Source organism: Streptomyces tauricus, assembly GCF_014650955.1.
Lineage (GTDB): Bacteria > Actinomycetota > Actinomycetes > Streptomycetales > Streptomycetaceae > Streptomyces > Streptomyces tauricus.
On sequence record NZ_BMVY01000008.1, the window covers coordinates 174,610 to 196,671 of the forward strand.

General features: G+C 70.1%; 19 protein-coding genes and 2 pseudogenes. 15 read left to right on the plus strand and 6 right to left on the minus strand.

Annotation, left to right across the window (positions count from 1 at the left end; genetic code table 11):
* Positions 1 to 77: 77 nt before the first annotated feature.
* A complete protein-coding gene (locus IE278_RS15775) occupies positions 78 to 920 on the minus strand; it encodes a peptidylprolyl isomerase (protein ID WP_189772747.1) in 843 nt (280 codons plus the stop codon).
* 193 nt (positions 921 to 1,113) lie between these two features.
* Between IE278_RS15775 and IE278_RS15780 the strand changes: the two genes are divergently transcribed.
* Positions 1,114 to 1,830 (plus strand): MBL fold metallo-hydrolase, encoded by a 717-nt coding sequence (locus tag IE278_RS15780; RefSeq protein ID WP_189772749.1) that lies wholly within the window; start codon positions 1,114 to 1,116, stop codon positions 1,828 to 1,830.
* A gap of 13 nt (positions 1,831 to 1,843) precedes the next feature.
* Complete coding sequence (gene hisS / locus IE278_RS15785) at positions 1,844 to 3,106, plus strand: histidine--tRNA ligase (RefSeq protein ID WP_189772751.1); 1,263 nt, start codon at positions 1,844 to 1,846, stop codon at positions 3,104 to 3,106.
* A 217-nt stretch (positions 3,107 to 3,323) separates the two neighbouring features.
* Here the strand turns inward: hisS and IE278_RS15790 are convergent, their stop codons facing one another.
* From IE278_RS15790 to IE278_RS15805, 4 genes and pseudogenes are all read right to left on the minus strand, one after another.
* On the minus strand, positions 3,324 to 3,947 hold the full coding sequence (locus IE278_RS15790) for a response regulator (protein ID WP_189772754.1): 624 nt from the start codon (positions 3,945 to 3,947) through the stop codon (positions 3,324 to 3,326).
* A pseudogene (locus tag IE278_RS15795) lies at positions 3,944 to 4,690 on the minus strand (sensor histidine kinase); the annotation flags it as partial. The pseudogene IE278_RS15795 and the gene IE278_RS15790, both read right to left, overlap by 4 nt.
* Positions 4,689 to 5,495, minus strand: a pseudogene (locus tag IE278_RS15800) (ABC transporter permease); the annotation flags it as partial. The pseudogenes IE278_RS15795 and IE278_RS15800, both read right to left, overlap by 2 nt.
* Positions 5,492 to 6,358, minus strand: coding sequence for an ABC transporter ATP-binding protein (locus tag IE278_RS15805; RefSeq protein ID WP_189772756.1), 867 nt, complete (start codon positions 6,356 to 6,358; stop codon positions 5,492 to 5,494). The pseudogene IE278_RS15800 and the gene IE278_RS15805, both read right to left, overlap by 4 nt.
* Before the next feature lie 139 nt (positions 6,359 to 6,497).
* Here IE278_RS15805 and IE278_RS15810 point away from each other — a divergent pair, with 139 nt between their 5' ends.
* The 3 genes from IE278_RS15810 (at position 6,498) to rpsD (ending at position 9,525) form a co-directional block, all read left to right on the plus strand.
* Complete coding sequence (locus IE278_RS15810; protein ID WP_189772758.1) at positions 6,498 to 7,136, plus strand: vitamin K epoxide reductase family protein; 639 nt, start codon at positions 6,498 to 6,500, stop codon at positions 7,134 to 7,136.
* 89 nt (positions 7,137 to 7,225) lie between these two features.
* The gene (locus IE278_RS15815) at positions 7,226 to 8,581 is read left to right on the plus strand and encodes a replication-associated recombination protein A (protein ID WP_189772760.1); all 1,356 of its coding nucleotides are present in this window, start codon (positions 7,226 to 7,228) and stop codon (positions 8,579 to 8,581) included.
* 329 nt (positions 8,582 to 8,910) lie between these two features.
* The gene (gene rpsD, locus IE278_RS15820) at positions 8,911 to 9,525 is read left to right on the plus strand and encodes a 30S ribosomal protein S4 (RefSeq protein WP_107019683.1); all 615 of its coding nucleotides are present in this window, start codon (positions 8,911 to 8,913) and stop codon (positions 9,523 to 9,525) included.
* Positions 9,526 to 9,562: 37 nt separating this feature from the next.
* On the opposite strand, the gene IE278_RS15825 is transcribed toward rpsD, so the two are convergent.
* Entirely contained in the window at positions 9,563 to 11,749 is a 2,187-nt protein-coding gene (locus tag IE278_RS15825; protein ID WP_246570336.1) for an ATP-binding protein, read from the minus strand.
* A 159-nt stretch (positions 11,750 to 11,908) separates the two neighbouring features.
* Here IE278_RS15825 and IE278_RS15830 point away from each other — a divergent pair, with 159 nt between their 5' ends.
* The 10 genes from IE278_RS15830 to aroB all read left to right on the plus strand — a co-directional run bounded on the left by IE278_RS15830 (position 11,909) and on the right by aroB (position 21,966).
* Complete coding sequence (locus IE278_RS15830; protein WP_107019681.1) at positions 11,909 to 12,343, plus strand: DUF948 domain-containing protein; 435 nt, start codon at positions 11,909 to 11,911, stop codon at positions 12,341 to 12,343.
* Positions 12,344 to 12,350: 7 nt separating this feature from the next.
* Positions 12,351 to 12,716 (plus strand): DUF6167 family protein, encoded by a 366-nt coding sequence (locus tag IE278_RS15835; protein WP_189772764.1) that lies wholly within the window; start codon positions 12,351 to 12,353, stop codon positions 12,714 to 12,716.
* The gene (gene alaS, locus IE278_RS15840) at positions 12,716 to 15,388 is read left to right on the plus strand and encodes an alanine--tRNA ligase (protein WP_189772765.1); all 2,673 of its coding nucleotides are present in this window, start codon (positions 12,716 to 12,718) and stop codon (positions 15,386 to 15,388) included. The genes IE278_RS15835 and alaS overlap by 1 nt, the downstream gene beginning before the upstream one ends.
* A gap of 17 nt (positions 15,389 to 15,405) precedes the next feature.
* Positions 15,406 to 15,870: a Holliday junction resolvase RuvX gene (gene ruvX, locus IE278_RS15845; protein ID WP_189772971.1), complete on the plus strand. Its 465-nt coding sequence runs from the start codon at positions 15,406 to 15,408 to the stop codon at positions 15,868 to 15,870.
* Positions 15,871 to 15,986: 116 nt separating this feature from the next.
* The gene (gene mltG / locus IE278_RS15850) at positions 15,987 to 17,771 is read left to right on the plus strand and encodes an endolytic transglycosylase MltG (RefSeq protein WP_189772768.1); all 1,785 of its coding nucleotides are present in this window, start codon (positions 15,987 to 15,989) and stop codon (positions 17,769 to 17,771) included.
* Positions 17,749 to 18,612, plus strand: a complete 864-nt coding sequence (locus IE278_RS15855; RefSeq protein ID WP_189772770.1) for a shikimate dehydrogenase — start codon at positions 17,749 to 17,751, stop codon at positions 18,610 to 18,612. The genes mltG and IE278_RS15855 overlap by 23 nt, the downstream gene beginning before the upstream one ends.
* A gap of 62 nt (positions 18,613 to 18,674) precedes the next feature.
* Positions 18,675 to 18,944: a hypothetical protein gene (locus IE278_RS15860; RefSeq protein WP_189772772.1), complete on the plus strand. Its 270-nt coding sequence runs from the start codon at positions 18,675 to 18,677 to the stop codon at positions 18,942 to 18,944.
* A gap of 237 nt (positions 18,945 to 19,181) precedes the next feature.
* Positions 19,182 to 20,366 (plus strand): chorismate synthase, encoded by a 1,185-nt coding sequence (gene aroC, locus IE278_RS15865; protein WP_107019675.1) that lies wholly within the window; start codon positions 19,182 to 19,184, stop codon positions 20,364 to 20,366.
* A gap of 29 nt (positions 20,367 to 20,395) precedes the next feature.
* A complete protein-coding gene (locus IE278_RS15870) occupies positions 20,396 to 20,878 on the plus strand; it encodes a shikimate kinase (RefSeq protein ID WP_189772972.1) in 483 nt (160 codons plus the stop codon).
* Positions 20,875 to 21,966, plus strand: a complete 1,092-nt coding sequence (gene aroB / locus IE278_RS15875; protein ID WP_189772774.1) for a 3-dehydroquinate synthase — start codon at positions 20,875 to 20,877, stop codon at positions 21,964 to 21,966. Before IE278_RS15870 ends, aroB begins: the two co-directional genes overlap by 4 nt.
* Positions 21,967 to 22,062 lie beyond the last annotated feature (96 nt).

Genomic DNA, 22,062 nt, shown 5'->3' on the forward strand with positions numbered 1-22,062 from the left:
GTTTCGTCACGGCCAACATAGGCGACCGGCGGGGCGGCTGTCCGCATCCCGCGCGACCGAAATTTCGCTGCCGAGGGTCAGGATTTCGTCACGGTCGCCTTGTCGATCACGACGGTCGCGTTGGGGGTGCCGTCGCCCTGGCCAGTGCTCTCGCCGGCGGCCGCGATTTTCTTCAGCACCTTCATGCCCGATTCGGAAATCGTGCCGAACGGTGTGTAGTTGGCCGGCAACTGACTGTCCTGGTAGACGAGGAAGAACTGGCTGCCGCCGCTGTCGCGGCCTTCCTTCGTCTGCGCGTTGTACTGGTTGGCCATCGCCACCGTGCCCGCCGGGTACACATCGCCCTTGAGGCGCTTGTCCTTGAGGTTCTCGTCGGGAATGGTGTAGCCGGGACCGCCCATGCCGGTGCCCTGCGGGTCGCCGCACTGGAGCACGTAGATGCCGTTCGTGGTGAGGCGGTGGCACTTGGTGTGGTCCAGATAGCCCTTGCCCACCAGGAAGCTGAACGAGTTCACGGTGTGCGGGGCCTTCGAGGCCGGCATGTCGATGTCTATCGCGCCGCAGGTCGTCTGCAGCTTCATCGTGTAGTCCGCCGACTTGTCGATGGTGATCGCCGGTTCCTTCTTGTAGGTCAGCGACTTCACCTTGCCCGCGGCGGCCTTGTCACAGGGGTCCGGAGCCTTGCTGGGGGCGGAGGCGCTGGGGCTGGCCTCCGCGGCCGCGTTCGACTTGTCGTCGTCGTCCTTCTTGAAGACCCCGGTCGCGTACGACACCACACTGCCGACGACGATCACGCCGAGGACCGACGCGATCACCGCGTTACGAGCGTGGGCCTTGCGCCGAGCGGACGTACGCCGCTGCTGTTGCCGCAAGAACTTCTCCCGGGCGAGCTGACGCCGCCGCTGTTCCTGGGTGACCACCGGGTTATCTCCTCATGCGTCTCGTACGTCAGGTGGGACGCGTGCGTCTTGTGAGCCGACCGCCTGCGTGTGCCCCGTACCGTATATGGGTTCGCTGTGGTTCCGGCAGCGCCGGTAGGCTCTGAACCGCAGCGAAGCCATTCCCCGTACGACATACCGACGCGCCGTATCGACGCCATACCGAAGGACGAACGTGCTCATTGCCGGGTTCCCCGCCGGGGCCTGGGGCACCAACTGTTATCTGGTCGCCCCCGCCGCCGGTGAGGAGTGCGTGATCATCGACCCGGGCCACCAGGCCGCCCAGGGAGTCGAGGAGACGCTCGCCAAGCATCGGCTCAAGCCCGTCGCCGTCGTCCTCACGCACGGCCACATCGACCATGTGGCCTCGGTGGTCCCGGTGTGCGGCGCGCACGACGTGCCCGCCTGGATCCACCCCGAGGACCGGTACATGATGAGCGACCCGGAGCGGGCACTCGGCCGCTCGATCGGCATGCCGCTCATGGGTGAGCTCACCATCGGTGAACCGGACGACGTGCGGGAACTGACGGACGGCGCCGCGCTGAAGCTCGCCGGCCTCGACTTCTCGGTCGCGCACGCGCCCGGCCATACGAAGGGGTCGGTGACGTTCCGGATGCCCGAGACCACGGAGATCCCTTCCGTGTTCTTCTCCGGGGATCTGCTCTTCGCCGGCTCCATCGGACGCACCGACCTGCCCGGCGGCGACATGGACGAGATGCTCGGCTCGCTGGCACGTGTGTGCCTGCCGCTCGACGACTCGACCGTGGTGCTGTCCGGCCACGGCGCCCAGACGACCATCGGCCAGGAGCGCGCCACCAACCCGTATCTGCGGCAGGTGGCGGCGCCCGGCCCCGGAGCGGACCCCACCTCCGCTCCTCGACGAGGAATGTGACGAGAGACCTCCCGTGAGCACCTTCAAGGCCCCCAAGGGCACGTACGACCTGATTCCGCCGGACAGCGCGAAGTACCTCGCGGTGCGCGAGGCGATCGCCGCTCCGCTGCGCAACTCCGGTTACGGCTACATCGAGACGCCCGGCTTCGAGAGCGTCGAGCTGTTCGCGCGCGGGGTCGGTGAGTCCACCGACATCGTGACGAAGGAGATGTACGCCTTCGAGACCAAGGGCGGCGACCAGCTGGCGCTGCGCCCCGAGGGCACGGCCTCCGTGCTGCGGGCCGCCCTGGAGGCCAACCTCCACAAGCTCGGCAACCTCCCCGTCAAGCTCTGGTACTCGGGCTCCTACTACCGCTACGAGCGCCCGCAGAAGGGCCGGTACAGGCACTTCTCCCAGGTCGGCGCGGAAGCGATCGGCGCCGAGGACCCGGCCCTGGACGCCGAGCTGATCATCCTGGCCGACCAGGCGTACCGCTCGCTCGGGCTGCGCGAGTTCCGGATCCTGCTCAACTCGCTGGGCGACAAGGAGTGCCGGCCCGTGTACCGGGCCGCCCTCCAGGACTTCCTGCGGGGCCTCGACCTCGACGAGGAGACCTTGCGCCGCGCCGACATCAACCCGCTGCGGGTCCTCGACGACAAGCGGGACGACGTCCAGAAGCAGCTGGTAGGGGCGCCGCTGCTGCGGGACTACCTGTGCGACGCGTGCAAGGCGTACCACGAGGAGGTGCGCGAGCTGATCACGGCCGCGGGTGTCTCCTACGAGGACGACGCGAAGCTGGTCCGGGGGCTCGACTACTACACGCGGACGACCTTCGAGTTCGTCCACGACGGGCTCGGTTCGCAGTCCGCGGTCGGGGGTGGCGGACGCTATGACGGTCTCTCCGAGATGATCGGTGGGCCCGCGCTGCCGTCCGTGGGCTGGGCGCTGGGCGTCGACCGCACGGTCCTCGCCCTTGAGGCCGAGGGGGTCGCCCTCCAACTGCCCTCCACCACCAGTGTGTTCGCCGTGCCGCTGGGGGAGGAGGCGCGGCGGGTGCTCTTCGGGGTGGTCACCGAGTTGCGGCGCAACGGGGTCGCTGCGGACTTCTCCTACGGGGCGAAGGGGTTGAAGGGCGCGATGAAGAACGCCAACCGCAGTGGCGCGCGTTACACCGTCGTCGCCGGTGAGCGGGACCTGTCCGAGGGCGTGGTCCAGCTCAAGGACATGGAGTCCGGGGAACAGGTCGCGGTGGCCGTGAACGAGATCGTCGCAGAACTGGAGTCCCGCCTGAGCTAGGGCCCCTTTTTTCTCGCCCCCGCCGCCCCTACCCTTCCCGTCACTGACTCGGGGGCGCTGCCCCCGAACCCCCGCTCCTCAAACGCCGGAGGGGCTGAGATGTCGCCGGACGGGCGTACATCTTTCAGCCCGTCCGGCGTTTGAGGACAACGGGGGCGAGGGGGCGCAGCCCCCATGCGGGACGGGAACGGGAAGGGGCGGCGGGGGCGAGGAAAGGTCACTCCAGCAAGCCGAAGCGCATCGCGCTGGTGACCGCCGCCGTCCGGTCGTCGACCCCCAGTTTTCCGAACGCCCGCAGCAGATGCGTCTTCACCGTCGACTCCCCGATGAACAACCGCCGCCCGATCTCCGCATTCGTGCACCCCTCGGAAACCAGCCGCAACACCGCCACCTCCCGCACGGACAACCGCGGCCGCTCCGGCCTCGCACGCAGCTGGTCCACCAGCCGCGCGGCGACCGAGGGCGCCAGTACCGTCTCCCCGCGCGCGGCGGCCCGCACCGCGTCCGCCAGCTCCCCGCGCGGCAGATCCTTGAGCAGATAACCCGCAGCCCCGGCCTCGACCGCCCGCAGGATGTCACTGTCGGTCTCGTACGTGGTGAGCACCACGATCCGGCACGGGAGCCCCGCCTCGGTCATCCGGACGATCGAGTCGACGCCACCGCCGCCGGGCATCCGCAGGTCCATCAGCACGATGTCGGGGCGGAGTTGTGCCGCCAGCGCCTCCGCCTGGGGGCCGCTGGAGGCGTCGGCCACGACATCGAGATCGGGTTCGGCGCTGAGCATCGCGCGCAGCCCCTCGCGTACGACGGGATGATCGTCGGCCAGGACGATCCGGATCACGGGGTACCCCTTTCGAGTGGTGCGCGTGGCATGAGCGGCACGGGAAGCCGGACCGTCACCGTCGTGCCCTCGCCGGGCGCGCTGCGGACCACCGTCGTCCCGCCCACCTCGGCGGCCCGCGCCCGCAGCCCCGCGAGCCCGTAACCACCGGACGGCAGGGAAGGGTCGAAGCCGCACCCGTCGTCGCCGACACCCACCGAGAGCCGCTCGTCGGAGTAGCGCAGGTCGATCCCGACAGTGGCTGAACTCCCCGCGTGCTTACGGGCGTTGGACAGCGCCTCCTGGCAGGCGCGCAGGACGACGACCTCCGTCGCGGCGGGCAGCGCCCGCACGGGCCCCGACACGGTCACCGACGCCTCGTGCCGTGCGGCGAGCCGGCGCAGCGCGTCGGGCAGCGACGCCCCGTCGAGGTCGGCGGGCGTACCGCCGGCGACCAGGGCCCGTGCCTCGGCGAGGTTCTGCCGTGCGGTCCCCTCCATCAGGACCAGATGCCGGCGGGCCTTCGCCACGTCGGAGCGGTCCAGCTCCGCCTCGACGGCCTGCGTGAGCATCAGCAGACTCGTGAAGCCCTGGGCGAGGGTGTCGTGGATCTCCCGGGAGAGGCGTTCCCGTTCGGCCAGGGCGCCGTGCGCGGCCGAGAGCCGGGAGAGTTCGTGGCGGCTGGCGTCCAGTTCGGCGATCAGCGTGGCCCGGTCCTGGCTCTGCTCGATGACCCGGATGATCCAGCTGCCGACGGCCGCCGAGCAGCAATCCTCCGATGCACCACGACCCCAGCACCAGCGCGATGCGACCGAACTCCCAGCTGCCCGCCTGCTCCAGGACCTGCGCCGAGTCCGGCAGGAACACGCCCCGCAGCCCCTGGCACATCCACTTCAGCGGGAACACCGCGCTGATGCCGAGCATCCAGTCCGGGATGGTGTCGATGGAGATGTACACCCCGGAGATGAACTGCAGTACCAGGAAGGGCAGTACGACCACGGAGGTGGCGCTCCTGCCGGTCTTGGGGACCGAGCTGATCGCGATGCCCAGCAGGGCGCACGCCGTCAGGCCCAGCAGGAAGATCCAGCCGAAGTGCAGCCACCTCGTGGCGTCCGAGGGGAGCTCCACGCCGTAGAACGTGATGCCGACGGCGAGCAGGATCACCGTCTCCAGGAAGCCGGTGACGAGAACGAGCCAGATCTTCCCGATGAAGTACGCGGCCGGCGGCATCGGCGTGCCGCGCAGCCGGCGCAGCACCTTCTCGTCCCGCTCGATCGCGATGGAGATGCCGAGCGACTGGAAGCTGGTGGTCATGATGCCGGCGGCCATCATCGCCGGGACGTACAGCTGCGAGGCGGTGACGCCGGCGCCCGTCACGTCGTCGCTGAAGATCGACGCGAAGAGGAAGAGGAACACGATGGGGAAGGCGAAGGTGAAGACCACCTGGTCGCGCAGCCGGAAGAACTGCTTGATCTCCAGGGCGCCCCGGTGGAAGCCGAGCCGCCAGGCCGCCGGGAGCCGCTGCGTGCCCCTCTCCCGCGTAGGCACCCGTGCCGTGGTCGTGGTCATCGCGCGGCCTCCTGCCCCGTGAGCCGCAGATAGACGTCCTCCAGGGTCGGGCGGCTCACCCGCAGCCCCGGGATCTCCCCGTCGAAGCGCTGCGTCAGCTCGGCGACCGTACGCGTGGGTGTGCCGGTGCGTTCCGTACGGGGCGAGCCGTCGGACTCCGTCCACTCCACGGTGGCCTCGGTGCCGAACCGGTCGCGCAGCTCCGCGGGTTCGCCCTCGGCCACGACCAGTCCGCGCGCGATCACCGCGAGCCGGTCCGCGAGCGCCTCCGCCTCCTCCAGGTAGTGCGTGGTCAGCAGGATCGTCGTGCCCTCGGCCGCGAGCCTGCGGATCAGCTCCCAGAACTGCCGCCGGGCCGCCGGGTCGAAACCGGTCGTCGGCTCGTCCAGGAGCAGCAGATCCGGGCCGCCGATCACTCCGAGCGCCACGTCGAGCCGGCGCCGCTGCCCGCCCGAGAGCGCCTTGATCCGGCTGCCCGTCTTCTCCTCCAGGCCCACCAGGCCGATGACCTCCGCCGGGTCACGCGGCGCCGGGTAGTAGCGCGCGAAATGGCGGACCGTTTCGCCCACCGTCAACTCGGCGGGCGCGGATTCGTCCTGCCAGACGATGCCGACCCGCGAGCGCCACGCGCGCGTGGCGTCCACCGGATCCAGACCGAGCACCGAGACCTCGCCCGCGTCGCGGGAACGGTTGCCCTGCAGGATCTCCACCGTGGTGCTCTTGCCCGCGCCGTTGGGTCCGAGCAGGCCGAACACCTCGCCCCGCCGGATGCCGAGGTCGATGCCGTCGACGGCGGTGATGTCGCCGTACCGCTTGCGCAGCCCCCGTACGTCGACCGCGAGTTCGTTCGCGTGTGCTGTCATGCGAACGAGCGTCCCGCCGAAGCGAGCGTTCCGGGACGACCGCACGTACTTCCTTATGTCCATCGAACGGTGGACACACGCGCGTGTGCGGCACAATGACCGTGCCCGGAAGGTCCTCTCAAGCTACGGAAACGGCGTGATGAGCAAGACGACAGTCAGGGAAGGCGTCTCCACCGGCCCGGAGGCCGCCGGAGCCCCACGGACCGTGGGCGGCGGGCGGTTCCTCGCCCTGCTGCTGGTGATCACGGGCGCGGCCGGGCTGCTGGCCTCCTGGGTCATCACCATCGACAAGTTCAAGCTGCTGGAGGACCCGGGCTTCACGCCGGGCTGCAGCCTGAACCCGGTCGTCTCCTGCGGCAACATCATGAAGAGCGACCAGGCCTCCGCCTTCGGGTTCCCCAACCCGATGATGGGCCTCGTCGCCTACGGCATCGTGATCTGCGTCGGTGTGAGCCTGCTCGCCCGGAGCACCTTCCCGCGCTGGTACTGGCTGACCCTGAACGCGGGCATGTTGTTCGGCGTCGGGTTCGTGACCTGGCTGCAGTACGAGTCGCTGTACACGATCAACTCGCTCTGCCTGTGGTGCTGCCTGGCCTGGGTCGCGACCATCGTCATGTTCTGGTCCGTGACCGCGCACAACGTCCGGCACGACTTCCTGCCCGCGCCCGGCTGGCTCAAGGGGTTCTTCGGCGAGTTCGCCTGGGTGCTGCCGGTCCTGCACATCGGGATCATCGGCATGCTGATCCTGACGCGCTGGTGGGACTTCTGGACCAGCTGAACGGGCTCAACCACCCGATGTGACCGCCGGAGCCCTTGCGGGACAAGGGCTCGGCCGCTCTGTCAGTGGCGTGACATAGGGTTTCGAACGTGGAGCCCGACCTGTTTACCGCCGCAGCCGAGGAACGCCAGGAGAAGGACCCGTCCGGGAGCCCTCTGGCCGTCCGGATGCGTCCGCGCACTCTCGACGAGGTCGAGGGCCAGCAGCATCTGCTGAAGCCGGGCTCGCCCCTGCGCAGACTCGTCGGCGAGGGCGGCGGCGGCCCCGCCGGACCCTCCTCGGTGATCCTCTGGGGTCCGCCGGGCACCGGCAAGACGACCCTCGCGTACGTGGTCTCCAAGGCGACGAACAAGCGCTTCGTGGAGCTGTCCGCGATCACCGCGGGCGTCAAGGAGGTCCGCGCGGTCATCGAGGGCGCCCGCCGCGCCACCGGCGGCTACGGCAAGGAGACCGTCCTCTTCCTGGACGAGATCCACCGCTTCAGCAAGGCCCAGCAGGACTCCCTGCTGCCCGCCGTGGAGAACCGCTGGGTGACGCTGATCGCGGCGACCACGGAGAACCCGTACTTCTCGATCATCTCCCCGCTGCTGTCCCGCTCGCTCCTGCTCACCCTCGAACCGCTCACCGACGACGACCTGCGCGGGCTGCTGCGCCGGGCGCTCACCGACGAGCGCGGTCTCAAGGGCGCCCTCACCCTCCCCGAGGAGAGCGAGGAGCACCTGCTGCGGATCGCGGGCGGCGACGCACGCCGTGCCCTCACCGCCCTGGAGGCCGCCGCCGGGGCGGCGCTCGACAAGAAGGACGCCGAGATCACCCTCCAGACCCTGGAGGAGACCGTCGACCGGGCCGCGGTGAAGTACGACCGCGACGGCGACCAGCACTACGACGTGGCCAGCGCCCTGATCAAGTCGATCAGGGGCTCGGACGTCGACGCGGCACTGCACTACCTGGCCCGGATGATCGAGGCCGGCGAGGACCCCCGGTTCATCGCCCGCCGGCTGATGATCTCCGCCAGCGAGGACATCGGCCTGGCCGATCCGAACGCCCTGCCGACCGCCGTCGCGGCCGCCCAGGCCGTCGCCATGATCGGTTTCCCCGAGGCCGCGCTCACCCTCAGCCACGCCACCATCGCCCTCGCCCTGGCCCCGAAGTCGAACGCCGCGACGACCGCGATCGGCGCCGCCATGGAGGACGTACGCAAGGGGCACGCGGGTCCCGTGCCCATGCATCTGCGGGACGGGCACTACAAGGGCGCGGCCAAGCTCGGCCACGCGCAGGGGTACGTGTATCCGCACGACCTGCCCGAAGGCATCGCCGCCCAGCAGTACGCGCCCGAGGAACTCAAGGACCGCGAGTACTACACCCCGACCAGGCACGGCGCCGAGGCGCGCTACGCGGACGCGGTGGAGTGGACCAGGAAGCACCTCGGTCGAGGACGGTCCTGATCACCTGTAGACTCTCCGAAGCGCTGCGTCCCGTGTCCGGCCCCGGCTGGCACCACCAGAACGGGACATGCAGCCGGAGCCCCCACCCCCGGGTGAGGAATCCAGGAGCGTCGCGCACCGTCGAAGGTGTCGCGGGCAGCCCATCACCCTCTCGGAATTCTCCGGGAACCGGTCGGTGGGCCTCTCGCGTGCTGCACATGTGCCCAGCTCAGGGAGCGGCTGCCCAGCAGGTCCGTCAGGGCCCGAAGGGTTTCCCTGGCTGCGGATGCGACCTCCCCTAACCACTGGTGAAGCCGTATTCACATCAGAAATCACGAGGTGTTTGGTTCATGACGAACCAGTCCCGCCCCAAGGTCAAGAAGTCGCGTGCCCTCGGCATCGCGCTGACCCCGAAGGCCGTCAAGTACTTCGAGGCCCGCCCCTACCCGCCGGGCGAGCACGGCCGCGGCCGCAAGCAGAACTCGGACTACAAGGTCCGTCTGCTGGAGAAGCAGCGTCTGCGCGCGCAGTACGACGTGTCCGAGCGTCAGCTCGTCCGCGCCTACGAGCGTGCCGCCAAGACGCAGGGCAAGACCGGTGAGGCCCTGGTCATCGAGCTGGAGCGTCGTCTCGACGCCCTGGTTCTGCGTTCGGGCATCGCCCGCACGATCTACCAGGCCCGCCAGATGGTCGTCCATGGCCACATCGAGGTCAACGGCGGCAAGGTCGACAAGCCGTCCTTCCGCGTCAAGCCGGACGACGTCGTGATGGTCCGCGAGCGCAGCCGCAGCAAGACGCTGTTCGAGGTCGCCCGTGCCGGTGGGTTCGCCCCCGACGGTGAGACCCCGCGCTACCTCCAGGTGAACCTCGGCGCCCTGGCGTTCCGCCTGGACCGCGAGCCGAACCGCAAGGAGATCCCGGTGATCTGCGACGAGCAGCTCGTCGTCGAGTACTACGCCCGCTGATCAGGCGTACACCGCACCACCGGCCTCGCGCCTGCTTTCAGCCCGTCGCCTCCCCACCCTTGCGGGTGGGCGAGGCGGCGGGTTCTCGCATGTCCGGGGGCGCCGGGATGCCACGCGGCGCCGCCGGCGCGCCGAGTGCCTCCGGCCGGGTGCGTCCCAGCGCCCGGCCCACCGCCGCCTGCCGGCCCAGCCGCGCCCCGGCCCGTACGCACTCCTCGTACCGTTCGTCGCCCAGCCGCTTACGGGCCATGGCCTCGCACTGCTCGTGCGGAGCGTTGTAGTGGGCCGAGCCGAACAGCGGCAGCCCCACCGACGGCCACATCCGGGACGCGGAACCCTGGAGCACCGCCGCCTCGGCCGCGTCGCCCTCCGCCACGGTGATCAGCGCGAGCAGTTCCACCGCCAGGACCGTGCCGAGCAGGTCGTGGAAGGCATCGGTGATGTCCAGGCCCTCCGCCAGCAGCCGCCGGGCCCCGGTCAGATCACCCTCGGTCCAGGCCGAGTACGCCAGCACATACAGCGCGTACGCCAGTGACCAGCGCTCCCCGTGGTCGACGCAGACCCGGCGCACCTCCTCGCACAGACGCACCGCGCCCGGCAGATCACCCTGGAAGGCCAGCGCCATCGCCAGCTCCACCTGTGCCATCAGGACGTTGCTGTTGAGCTCGCCGATCTCGTGATAGCGGTCGAGCGCCGAGCGCAGCAGGCTCTCCGCACGGGGCATGTCGTCGGTGACCAGGGCCAGACAGCCGGTGCGGTGCTCGGTGTAGGCCAGCGCGGTCCGGTTCCCGGCGAGTTCCGCCGTCCGGCGGCACTCGCCGAGCGCGGTGAACGCGGGCACGGTGTCGCCCTGGAGGATCGCCACATAGCCGAGCACCCACAGCGCCTTCAGCCGCGAGCCCTCGTGCTCGGTGTCGAGGTCAAGGCTGCGCTCCAACCAGTGCCGCCCCTCCGACAGCCGCCCGCAGCCCACCCAGTAGAACCAGAGGGTCCCCGCGAGGTACTGGCCCAGATGCCCGTCGTCCGGCTCGCTCAGGCAGTGCTCCAGGGCGCGGCGCAGATTCGGCAGTTCCGCCTCCACCCGCGCGGCCACCTCGCGCTGCCGGGGCGAGAACCAGTCCAGTTCGCCCCAGGTCGCGAGCCCCATGAACCAGTCGCGGTGGCGCCGCCGCAGCCGCGCCCCGTCGTCGGTGGCCTCCAGCCAGTCCGCGCCGTACGCCCGGACCGTGTCCAGCATGCGGTAGCGCACCCCGGCCGGTGTCTCCTCGCGGGTGATCACCGACTGGGCCAGCAGCTCGTGGAGGACGTCGAGGATGTTGTCGGGGTGCAGCCCGCCGCCCCCGCACACGTATTCCACGGACTCCAGGTCGAACTGTCCGGCGAACACCGACAGCCGCGCCCACATCAGCCGCTCCACCGGTGTGCACAGTTCATGGCTCCAGCCGATCGCCGTCCGCAGCGTCTGATGGCGTGGCAGCGTGTCGCGTCCACCGCCGGTGAGCAGCCGGAAGCGGTCGTCGAGCCGGGCCAGCAGCTGGGCCGGGCCGAGGGCCGGCAGCCGTCCCGCGGCCAGCTCCACGGCGAGCGGGACCCCGTCGAGCCGCCGGCAGATCTCCTGGACGTCCGCGCGGTTGCCGTCGTGCAGCGCGAAACCCGGCGTGCCGGCGGCGGCGCGGTCCGCGAACAGCTCGGCCGCCTCCGGCTCGGTCAGCGGTGCCAGCGGGAACACCCGCTCGCCCTCCACCGAGAGCGGTCTGCGCCCCACGGCGAGCACCCGCAGGCCCGCCGTGCGCCGCAGCAGCTCACCGACCAGCGACGCGCACGCGTCGACCAGATGCTCGAACCCGTCGAGCACGAGCAGGAGTCGGCGCTCCGCGAGATGGTCGAGCAGGACCCGGCGCGGCGGCCGCGAGGTGTGATCCGTGAGTCCCAGCGCCTCCACGACCGCGTACTCGACGAGTTCCGGTTCGCGCAGCTCGGCCAGCTCCACCCGCCACACCCCGTCGTCCGGCCGGAGCCCGGCCGCCGCGCGCGCCGCCAGCCGCGACTTGCCGACCCCGCCCGGGCCTGTCACCGTCACCAGCCGGCCGGCGTCCAGGGCCGCGCCCAGCTCCGTCAGTTCGGCCGCGCGGCCCACGAAAGCGTTGAGTTCGAGGGGCAGATTGCCGGCCCGGTGACCGCCCGCCCCCGTGTCGGAGGGCTCAGAACCCTGAGAAGAGCGCATAGGAAACGGAGCGTACTCATCCATGAGCACTCCGTACAATCACTTCGCACAACCCTGGCGGGGGCGGGAGTAATCCGGTACGGAGCCGCGGCCCCGGCGCGATAGGGTCGGAGGACGACTTTTCGATGGTGAGGCACGAGTTCAGGGAGCGGGTGCGCAGTGTCCGGTGGTGAGGTGGCCGGGATCCTGGTGGCCGTCTTCTGGGCGATCCTGGTCTCCTTCCTCGCGGTGGCACTCGCGAGGCTGGCCCAGACGCTCAGGGCGACCACCAAGCTCGTCGCGGACGTGACCGAACAGACGGTCCCGCTCCTCGCGGACGCCTCCGCGGCCGTGCGCTCCGCGCAGACCCAGATCGAGCGCGTCGACGCCATCGCGGCGGACGTCCAGGAGGTCACGTCGAACGCGTCGGCGCTCTCCTCGACCGTCGCCTCGACCTTCGGCGGCCCGCTGGTGAAGGTGGCGGCGTTCGGCTACGGCGTACGCCGGGCCATGGGCGGCCGCCGCGAGGACGAGCCCGCCAAGCCCACGCGACGCACCGTGATCGTGGGCCGCACCGTCCCGTCGGCGCGACGGGGAAAGCGGAAGAAGGACTGACGCAGCGATGTTCCGCCGTACGTTCTGGTTCACCGCGGGCGCAGCCGCCGGCGTATGGGCCACCACCAAGGTCAACCGCAAGATCAAGCAGCTGACGCCCGAGAGCCTGGCGGCCAGAGCCGCCGACAAGGCGATCGAGGCGGGCCACCGCGTCAAGGACTTCGCACTCGACGTCCGGGCCGGCATGGTCCAGCGCGAGGCGGAACTCGGCGAGGCGCTCGGACTGAACGCCGACCCCGAACTGCCTCCGCGCCGCCTCGCCGCCCTGGAGAGCGGCGACGACCCGCAGCACGGCAAGAACCCGAAGTACAGCAAGAACCCGACGTACGTCGAGAGGTCGACGTACACGTACAACCGGAATGAGGACCACTGATGGAGTCGGCCGAGATTCGTCGCCGCTGGTTGAGCTTCTTCGAGGAGCGCGGGCACACCGTCGTCCCTTCGGCGTCGCTCATCGCGGACGACCCGACTCTCCTCCTGGTCCCGGCCGGCATGGTCCCCTTCAAGCCGTACTTCCTCGGTGAGGTCAAGCCTCCCTTCGCCCGTGCCACCAGCGTCCAGAAGTGCGTCCGTACGCCGGACATCGAAGAGGTCGGCAAGACCACCCGGCACGGCACGTTCTTCCAGATGTGCGGCAACTTCTCCTTCGGCGACTACTTCAAGGAAGGCGCCATCAAGTACGCCTGGGAGCTGCTGACCAGCCCCCAGGACAAGGGCGGTTACGGCCTGGAGCCGGAGAAGCTCTGGATCACCGTGTACCTGGAGGACGACGAGGCCGAGCGCATCTGGCACGAGGTCGTCGGCGTCCCGAAGGAGCGCATCCAGCGCCTGGGTAAGAAGGACAACTACTGGTCCATGGGCGTCCCGGGCCCCTGCGGCCCGTGTTCCGAGATCAACTACGACCGCGGCCCCGAGTTCGGCGTCGAGGGCGGCCCCGCCGTCAACGACGAGCGGTACGTGGAGATCTGGAACCTCGTCTTCATGCAGTACGAGCGCGGCGAGGGCACCTCGAAGGAGGACTTCGAGATCCTCGGCGAACTGCCGAGCAAGAACATCGACACCGGCCTCGGTCTCGAACGCCTGGCCATGATCCTTCAGGGCGTGCAGAACCTGTACGAGATCGACACCTCCATGGCCGTCATCAAGAAGGCCACCGAGCTGACCGGTGTCGAGTACGGCGCCGCCCACGCCTCCGACGTCTCCCTGCGCGTGGTCACCGACCACATGCGGACGTCCGTGATGCTCATCGGCGACGGCGTCTCCCCGGGCAACGAGGGCCGCGGCTACGTGCTGCGCCGCATCATGCGCCGCGCCATCCGCAACATGCGGCTGCTCGGCGCCACAGGACCGGTCGTGCAGGACCTCGTCGACGTCGTCATCGAGATGATGGGCCGGCAGTACCCGGAGCTGGTCTCCGACCGCAAGCGCATCGAGACCGTCGCCCTCGCCGAGGAGGCCGCCTTCCTCAAGGCCCTCAAGGGCGGCACGAACATCCTCGACACCGCCGTCACGGAGACCAAGGCCTCCGGCGGCACCGTCCTGTCCGGCGACAAGGCCTTCCTGCTCCACGACACCTGGGGCTTCCCGATCGACCTCACCCTGGAGATGGCCTCCGAACAGGGCCTCTCGGTGGACGAGGACGGCTTCCGGCGCCTGATGAAGGAGCAGCGGGAGCGCGCCAAGGCCGACGCCAAGGCCAAGAAGACCGGGCACGCCGACATGGGCGCCTACCGTGAGATCGCCGACGCTGCCGGCGAGACCGACTTCATCGGCTACACGAGCACCGAGGGCGAGTCCACGGTCGTCGGCATCCTCGTCGACGGCGCCTCCTCGCCGGCCGCCACCGAGGGCGACGAGGTCGAGATCGTCCTCGACCGCACCCCGTTCTACGCCGAGGGCGGCGGCCAGATCGGCGACACCGGCCGCATCAAGATCGACACGGGCGCCGTGATCGAGGTCCGCGACTGCCAGAAGCCCGTCCCCGGGGTGTACGTCCACAAGGGCGTCGTCCAGGTGGGCGAGGTGACCGTCGGCGCCAAGGCCCAGGCCGTCATCGACGTACGCCGCCGCACGGCCATCGCCCGCGCCCACTCGGCCACCCACCTCACGCACCAGGCCCTGCGCGACGCGCTGGGCCCGACGGCCGCCCAGGCCGGTTCCGAGAACCAGCCCGGCCGCTTCCGCTTCGACTTCGGCTCCCCGTCCGCCGTACCCACGGCCGTGATGACGGACGTCGAGCAGAAGATCAACGAGGTGCTCACCCGCGACCTCGACGTGCACGCCGAGATCCTCAGCATCGACGAGGCCAAGAAGCAGGGCGCCATCGCCGAGTTCGGCGAGAAGTACGGCGAGCGCGTGCGCGTGGTCACCATCGGCGACTTCTCCAAGGAGCTGTGCGGCGGCACCCATGTGCACAACACCGCCCAGCTCGGCCTGGTCAAGCTGCTCGGTGAGTCGTCGATCGGTTCGGGCGTACGCCGTATCGAGGCCCTGGTGGGTGTCGACGCCTACAACTTCCTCGCCCGTGAGCACACGGTCGTCGCCCAGCTCCAGGAGCTGATCAAGGGCCGTCCGGAGGAGCTGCCGGAGAAGGTCTCGGCCATGCTCGGCAAGCTGAAGGACGCCGAGAAGGAGATCGAGAAGTTCCGCGCGGAGAAGGTCCTCCAGGCCGCCGCCGGTCTCGCCGGGTCCGCCAAGGACGTACGCGGCATCGCACTTGTCACCGGGCAGGTCCCGGACGGCACGAGCGCCGACGACCTGCGCAAGCTGGTCCTCGACGTACGCGGCCGTATCCAGGGCGGACGGGCCGTCGTGGTCGCCCTGTTCACCACTGTCAACGGCAAACCGCTCACCGTCATCGCCACCAACGAGGCCGCCCGCGAGCGCGGTCTCAAGGCCGGTGAGCTGGTGCGCACGGCCGCCAAGACCCTCGGCGGCGGCGGTGGCGGCAAGCCCGACGTGGCCCAGGGCGGTGGCCAGAACCCGGCCGCCATCGGTGAGGCCGCCGACGCCGTCGAGCGACTCGTGGCCGAGACCGCCAAGTGAGCGACGGCGAGCGGGTCATGCGCCGCGGCCGGCGGCTCGCCATCGATGTCGGGGACGCCCGGATCGGGGTCGCCTCCTGCGACCCCGACGGGATCCTCGCCACGCCGGTGGAGACCGTGCCGGGACGTGACGTCCCGGCCGCCCACCGGCGGCTGCGGCAACTCGTCGAGGAGTACGAGCCGATCGAGGTCGTCGTCGGTCTCCCTCGCTCCCTCAAGGGGGGCGAGGGCCCGGCCGCCGTCAAGGTCCGCGCCTTCGCACAGGAGCTCGCACGCGGGATCGCACCCGTACCGGTGCGCCTCGTGGACGAGAGGATGACCACAGTGACGGCCAGTCAGGGACTGCGCGCCTCGGGTGTGAAGTCCAAGAAAGGCAGATCGGTCATCGACCAGGTCGCGGCCGTGATCATCCTCCAGCAGGCCCTGGAGTCCGAACGGGTGTCAGGTACATCTCCGGGCGAGGGCGTCGAAGTGGTCATCTGATCGCGGTACGGTAACGTTCCGCGCGATGCGGTGGTGTTCGAATAGCCTCCGCACAGGAGAGAGGCGACGGAAGCCCAGCCACCGCGCGACCACCGCCTCGCGGCTCTAGGGGATCGATGACTGAGTATGGCCGGGGCCCAGGCTCCGAACCGTGGCATCCCGAGGACCCGTTGTACGGGGACGGCGGATGGGGTGGACAGGAGGCCCAGGCGGCCCAGTCCCCCTACGGCGGCCAGCCGCAGCACTATCCGGAGCAGCCGCAGCAGCCGCAGTACGGCGACTGGGGCACGGGTCAGCAGGCCGACTACGACCAGGGGCAGCAGCAGCACGCCCAGGGACAGCAGCAGCACTACGTCCAGGGGCAGCAGCAGTACGGCGGTCATGCTCCGCAGCAGTACAACGGTCAGGGTGGGCAGGGCTACACCGACCAGGGTGGCGGGCAGTACGACCAGAACGGCCGGCCGTACAACGGCGGCGGCTGGGACGGCCAGCAGTACCCGCCGCAGCAGCAGGTCCCGTACGCCGGTGATCCGAACGATCCCTACGGCGGCCAGGCCGTGGCGTACGACGGCCAGCAGCCCGACTACTACGGGACCCCCGACGCCTATCCGCCGCCGGAGCCGCCGAGCCGCCGTCGCGCCGAACCGGAACCCGAAGCGGAACCGGAATCGCAGCGCACCGACTGGGACCCGGGGCCGGACCAGGGCGAGCACGCGTTCTTCGCGGATGACGACGAGGACGACACCGACGACGACCCGCAGAGCCGCCGCCGTGGCAAAGGCGGCAAAGGCGGTAAGGGGAGCAAGGGCAAAGGCGAGAAGAAGAGCCGGAACGGCTGTGCCTGCCTGGTGGTCTCCCTCGTCCTGCTCTCGGTGGGCGGTGGCGTCACCTATTTCGGCTACCAGTTCTATCAGAGCCGTTTCGGTTCGGCCCCCGACTACGCGGGCGAAGGGACCGGCGGTCAGGTGACCGTCGTCATTCCCAAGGGCGCCTTCGGATCGGTGATCGGCCAGAAACTGAAGGCGGCCGGAGTCGTCAAGAGTGTGGACGCCTTCGTGGCGGCCCAGGCGCAGAACGAGAACGGCGACAAGATCCAGGCGGGTTCCTATCTGCTGAAGAAGCAGATGTCCGCGGAAAGCGCTGTCGCGCTGATGCTCGATCCCAAGAGCCAGAACAATCTGGTCGTCAGGGAAGGGCAGCGTAATGTCACGGTGTACGAGGCGATCGACAAACAGCTCGATCTCTCCAAGGGCACCACCGCGGACGTCGCCAAGAAGAAGTACAAGAGCCTCGGGCTGCCGGACTGGGCGGACGCCGACAGCGACATCAAGGACCCGCTGGAAGGATTCCTCTATCCGGCGACCTATCCCGCCGACAAGAACATGAAGCCCGAGACCGTCCTGAAGGACATGGTCGCGCAGGCCAACAAGGAGTACGCCAAGTACGACCTGGAGGCGAAGGCCAAGGACCTCGGCCTTGAGGACCCGCTGCAGGTCGTCACGGTCGCCAGCCTCGTCCAGGCCGAGGGCATCACGCACGACGACTTCAAGAAGATGGCGTCCGTCGTCTACAACCGGCTGAAGCCGACGAACGACGTCACCAACCAGAAGCTCGAGTTCGACTCGACGTACAACTACCTCAAGGGTCAGAGCAAGATCGATATCTCGGTCGCCGAGATCCGCAACTACGACGACCCGTACAACACGTACTTCTACAAGGGTCTGCCACCCGGGCCGATCGGTAATCCGGGCGACGAAGCGCTGAGGGCGGCGCTGAAGCCCGACGGCGGTGCGTGGATGTTCTTCATCTCCATCGACGGCAAGAAGACGGACTTCACCAAGACCCTGGCCGAGCACGAGAAGTTGGTTCAGAAATTCAATGAGCGGCGCAACAAGGACTGACGGGGACCGGCGGTGCCGAGCCGCCGTTCTCGGTTCCCCGATCGGCCATTCCCTTTCCCCGGTGCTGCACCGCGCCGCATACGGTGAATTGGGTCTGCACAACTGGTCGTACGACCGTTTCGAGATCGACGAGGCGGCGCTGCCCGAATTCATCGGGAAACTCGGTCCCGAATGGGCCGGACTCTCACTGACGATGCCGCTCAAGCGTGCGGTCATTCCGCTGCTCGACGAGATCAGTGACACCGCGGCCTCCGTCGAGGCCGTGAACACGGTGGTGTGCGCCGAGGACGGCCGCCGCGTCGGCGACAACACCGACATCCCCGGGATCGTCGCCGCCCTGCGCGAGCGCGGCATCGAACAAGTGGAATCCGCGGCGGTCCTCGGCGCGGGCGCCACCGCCTCCTCCGCGCTGGCCGCGCTCGCCCGGGTCTGCACGGGCGAGGTCGTCGCGTACGTCCGCAGCGCGGCCCGTGCCGCCGAGATGCGGCAGTGGGGCGAGCGGCTCGACATCGAGGTGCGTACGGCGGACTGGTCGGACGCAGAACAGGCGCTGCGCGCGCCCCTGGTGATCGCGACCACCCCGGCGGGCGCCACCGACGCACTCGCCCCGTCCGTCCCCGAGCGGCCCGCCACCCTCTTCGACGTCCTGTACGACCCCTGGCCCACCGAACTCGCGGCCCGCTGGTCCGCCTACGGAGGCGCCGTCGTCAGCGGGCTCGACCTGCTTGTACACCAGGCGGTCCTCCAGGTCGAGCAGATGACGGGCCTCGCTCCCGGCCCGGTCGACACCATGCGGACGGCGGGGGAGAAGTCCCTCGCGGCCCGCCAGGACGGCCGCTAGGATCCGGCTTTCGATTCCGCGGGGGCGGAGTCGGGGGTACCGGAAAATCGGGGGACAGAACCATGTACGTGACACAGGCGTCCTGGAAGTCGGAGATCTTCCAGTCCGTGGTCGGCTTCCTGCCGGACTGGGCGCAGGGCACCGCGCTGGGGGTCTTCGTGCTCGCCGTCCTGACGGTCTGGGCTCTCAAGCTGAAGCGCAAGCTCGCGTACCACCGGGCGGTGCGCGCCGGGCGGCCCATCCCCGAGTCGGCACGGTTCGCACAGGGCCGCGGCGCCGACCACCTGGGCTCGTACGCCCCGCAGGCCCGGCGGGACGACAGCGCGGCCTGACGCCGACCGGCACCACGACGTGACGCGTACCGGCATCACGGAGTGGCGCTTATCGGCACCACGGAGTGACCGGGGCGCGTCCGCCAGGTGGACCTGCGGCCGGGCGCGGGGCGCGGACGTGGGAGGATCGGAGGCGGCGGGCCAGGGCCGCGCACCCGGTCGCGCCGTCGCCGTACGCGAGGACGCGCGTACGCAGGAGCAGTACGCAGTACCAGGGCGCGAGCATGAGGAGCACCGTTGAGCAGGTTGCGCTGGCTGACCGCCGGGGAGTCCCACGGTCCGGCACTTGTGGCGACGCTGGAGGGTCTTCCCGCCGGCGTGCCGATCACCACGGAGATGGTGGCGGACCACCTGGCCCGGCGGCGCCTGGGCTATGGACGCGGCGCGCGGATGAAGTTCGAGCGCGACGAGGTCACCTTCCTGGGCGGTGTCCGGCACGGCCTGACCCTCGGTTCGCCGGTCGCGGTGATGGTCGGCAACACCGAGTGGCCCAAGTGGGAACAGGTCATGGCGGCCGACCCGGTCGACCCGCAGATCCTCGCCGAACTGGCCCGCAACGCCCCGCTGACCCGGCCGCGACCCGGTCACGCCGACCTCGCCGGTATGCAGAAGTACGGGTTCGACGAGGCGCGGCCGATCCTGGAGCGGGCCTCGGCGCGGGAGACCGCGGCCCGGGTGGCGCTGGGTGCGGTGGCGCGTTCGTACCTGAAGGAGACGGCCGGCATCGAGGTCGTCTCGCACGTGGTGGAGCTGGCGGCGGCCAAGGCCCCGTACGGCGTGTACCCCACCCCCAACGACGTCGAGAAGCTGGACGCGGACCCGGTGCGCTGCCTGGACGCCGACGCGTCGAAGGCGATGGTCGCGGAGATCGACCAGGCCCACAAGGACGGCGACACGCTCGGCGGAGTGGTCGAGGTCCTCGCGTACGGGGTCCCGGTCGGCCTCGGTTCGCATGTGCACTGGGACCGGCGCCTCGACGCCCGTCTCGCGGCGGCGCTGATGGGCATCCAGGCGATCAAGGGCGTGGAGGTCGGGGACGGCTTCGACCTCGCGCGGGTGCCGGGTTCCAAGGCGCACGACGAGATCGTCCAGACCGACGAGGGCATCCGGCGCACCTCGGGCCGCTCCGGCGGCACCGAGGGCGGCCTGACCACCGGCGAACTGCTGCGCGTACGGGCGGCGATGAAGCCCATCGCCACCGTGCCGCGCGCCCTGGCCACCATCGACGTGGCGACCGGCGAGGCCACCAAGGCGCACCACCAGCGCTCCGACGTGTGCGCGGTGCCGGCGGCCGGGATCGTCGCCGAGGCGATGGTCGCGCTGGTCCTGGCGGACGCGGTGGCGGAGAAGTTCGGCGGCGACAGCGTGCCGGAGACCCGCCGCAACGTGCAGTCCTACCTGAAGAACCTGGTCGTGCGGTGACCGGTCCCAGGATCGTGCTGGTCGGCCCGATGGGCGTCGGCAAGTCCACGGTCGGCGCGCTGCTCGCGGAGCGGCTCGGCTGCCGCTTCCGGGACACCGACGAGGACATCGTGGCCGAGCAGGGCCGCACCATCGCGGACATCTTCGTGGACGAGGGCGAGCCGGTCTTCCGCGCCATCGAGAAGCAGGCCGTGCGGCGGGCCCTCGCGGAACACGACGGCGTCCTGGCGCTGGGCGGCGGCTCCATCCTCGACGAGGACACCCGGGCACTGCTCGCCGGACAGCCCGTCGTGTACCTGTCGATGGACGTCGAGGAAGCCGTGCAGCGCACCGGCCTGAACGCGGCCCGCCCGCTGCTCGCGGTGAACCCGCGCCGGCAGTGGCGCGAACTGATGGACGCCCGCCGCCCGTTGTACGCGGGAGTCGCGAGCGCCGTGGTGGCCACCGACGGCCGCACCCCCGAAGAGGTCACCCGAGCGGTCCTCGACGCACTGGAGTTGAAGGAAGCATGAACGAGGCAGTGACGCGGATCCACGTCGGCGGTACGGCGGGCAGCGAGCCGTACGAGGTCCTGGTCGGCCGCCAACTCCTCGGTGAACTCGGCCAGTTGGTGGGGGAGCGGGCCAAGCGGGTCGCCGTCATCCACCCCGAGGCGCTCGCCGAGACCGGTGACGCGCTCCGCGCCGACCTCGCCGGACAGGGCTTCGAGGCCGTCGCCATCCAGGTGCCCAACGCGGAGGAGGCCAAGACCGCGGAGGTCGCCGCGTACTGCTGGAAGGCGCTCGGGCAGTCCGGCTTCACCCGCACCGACGTCATCATCGGCGTCGGCGGCGGCTCCACCACCGACCTGGCCGGCTTCGTCGCGGCGACCTGGCTGCGCGGGGTGCGCTGGATCGCCATCCCCACCACCGTGCTGGCCATGGTGGACGCGGCGGTCGGCGGCAAGACCGGCATCAACACCGCCGAGGGCAAGAACCTCGTCGGCGCCTTCTACCCGCCCGTCGGCGTGCTGTGCGACCTCGCCGCGCTCGACTCGCTGCCGGTCCACGACTTCGTGTCGGGGCTCGCCGAGATCATCAAGGCCGGCTTCATCGCCGACCCGGAGATCCTCGCCCTCATCGAGGCCGACCCGCAGGGCGCCCGTACGCCCGAGGGGCCGCACACCGCCGAACTCATCGAGCGCTCCATCAGGGTCAAGGCCGAGGTCGTCTCGTCCGACCTCAGGGAGTCCGGGCTGCGCGAGATCCTCAACTACGGGCACACCCTCGCCCATGCCATCGAGAAGAACGAGCGCTACGAGTGGCGGCACGGCGCCGCGGTCTCGGTCGGTATGCACTTCGCCGCCGAACTGGGCCGTCTCGCGGGCCGCCTCGACGACGTGACCGCGGACCGGCACCGCACGATCCTGGAGTCCGTCGGGCTGCCGCTGACCTACCGTTATGACCAGTGGCCCAAGCTCCTGGAGAACATGAAGGTCGACAAGAAGTCCCGCGGCGACCTCCTGCGCTTCATCGTCCTCGACGGCCTGGCCAAGCCGACCGTCCTGGAGGGCCCCGACCCGGCGGTGCTCCTCGCCGCCTACGGCGAAGTGGGCGAATAGCTCCCGCAGGCGGCACTTGCGCCGATTCGCCTTGCGCGGACGGGCACTTCGGGCCGTTCCCGGCCGTTCACCAAACGGCGGCCGGGGACGGTACCG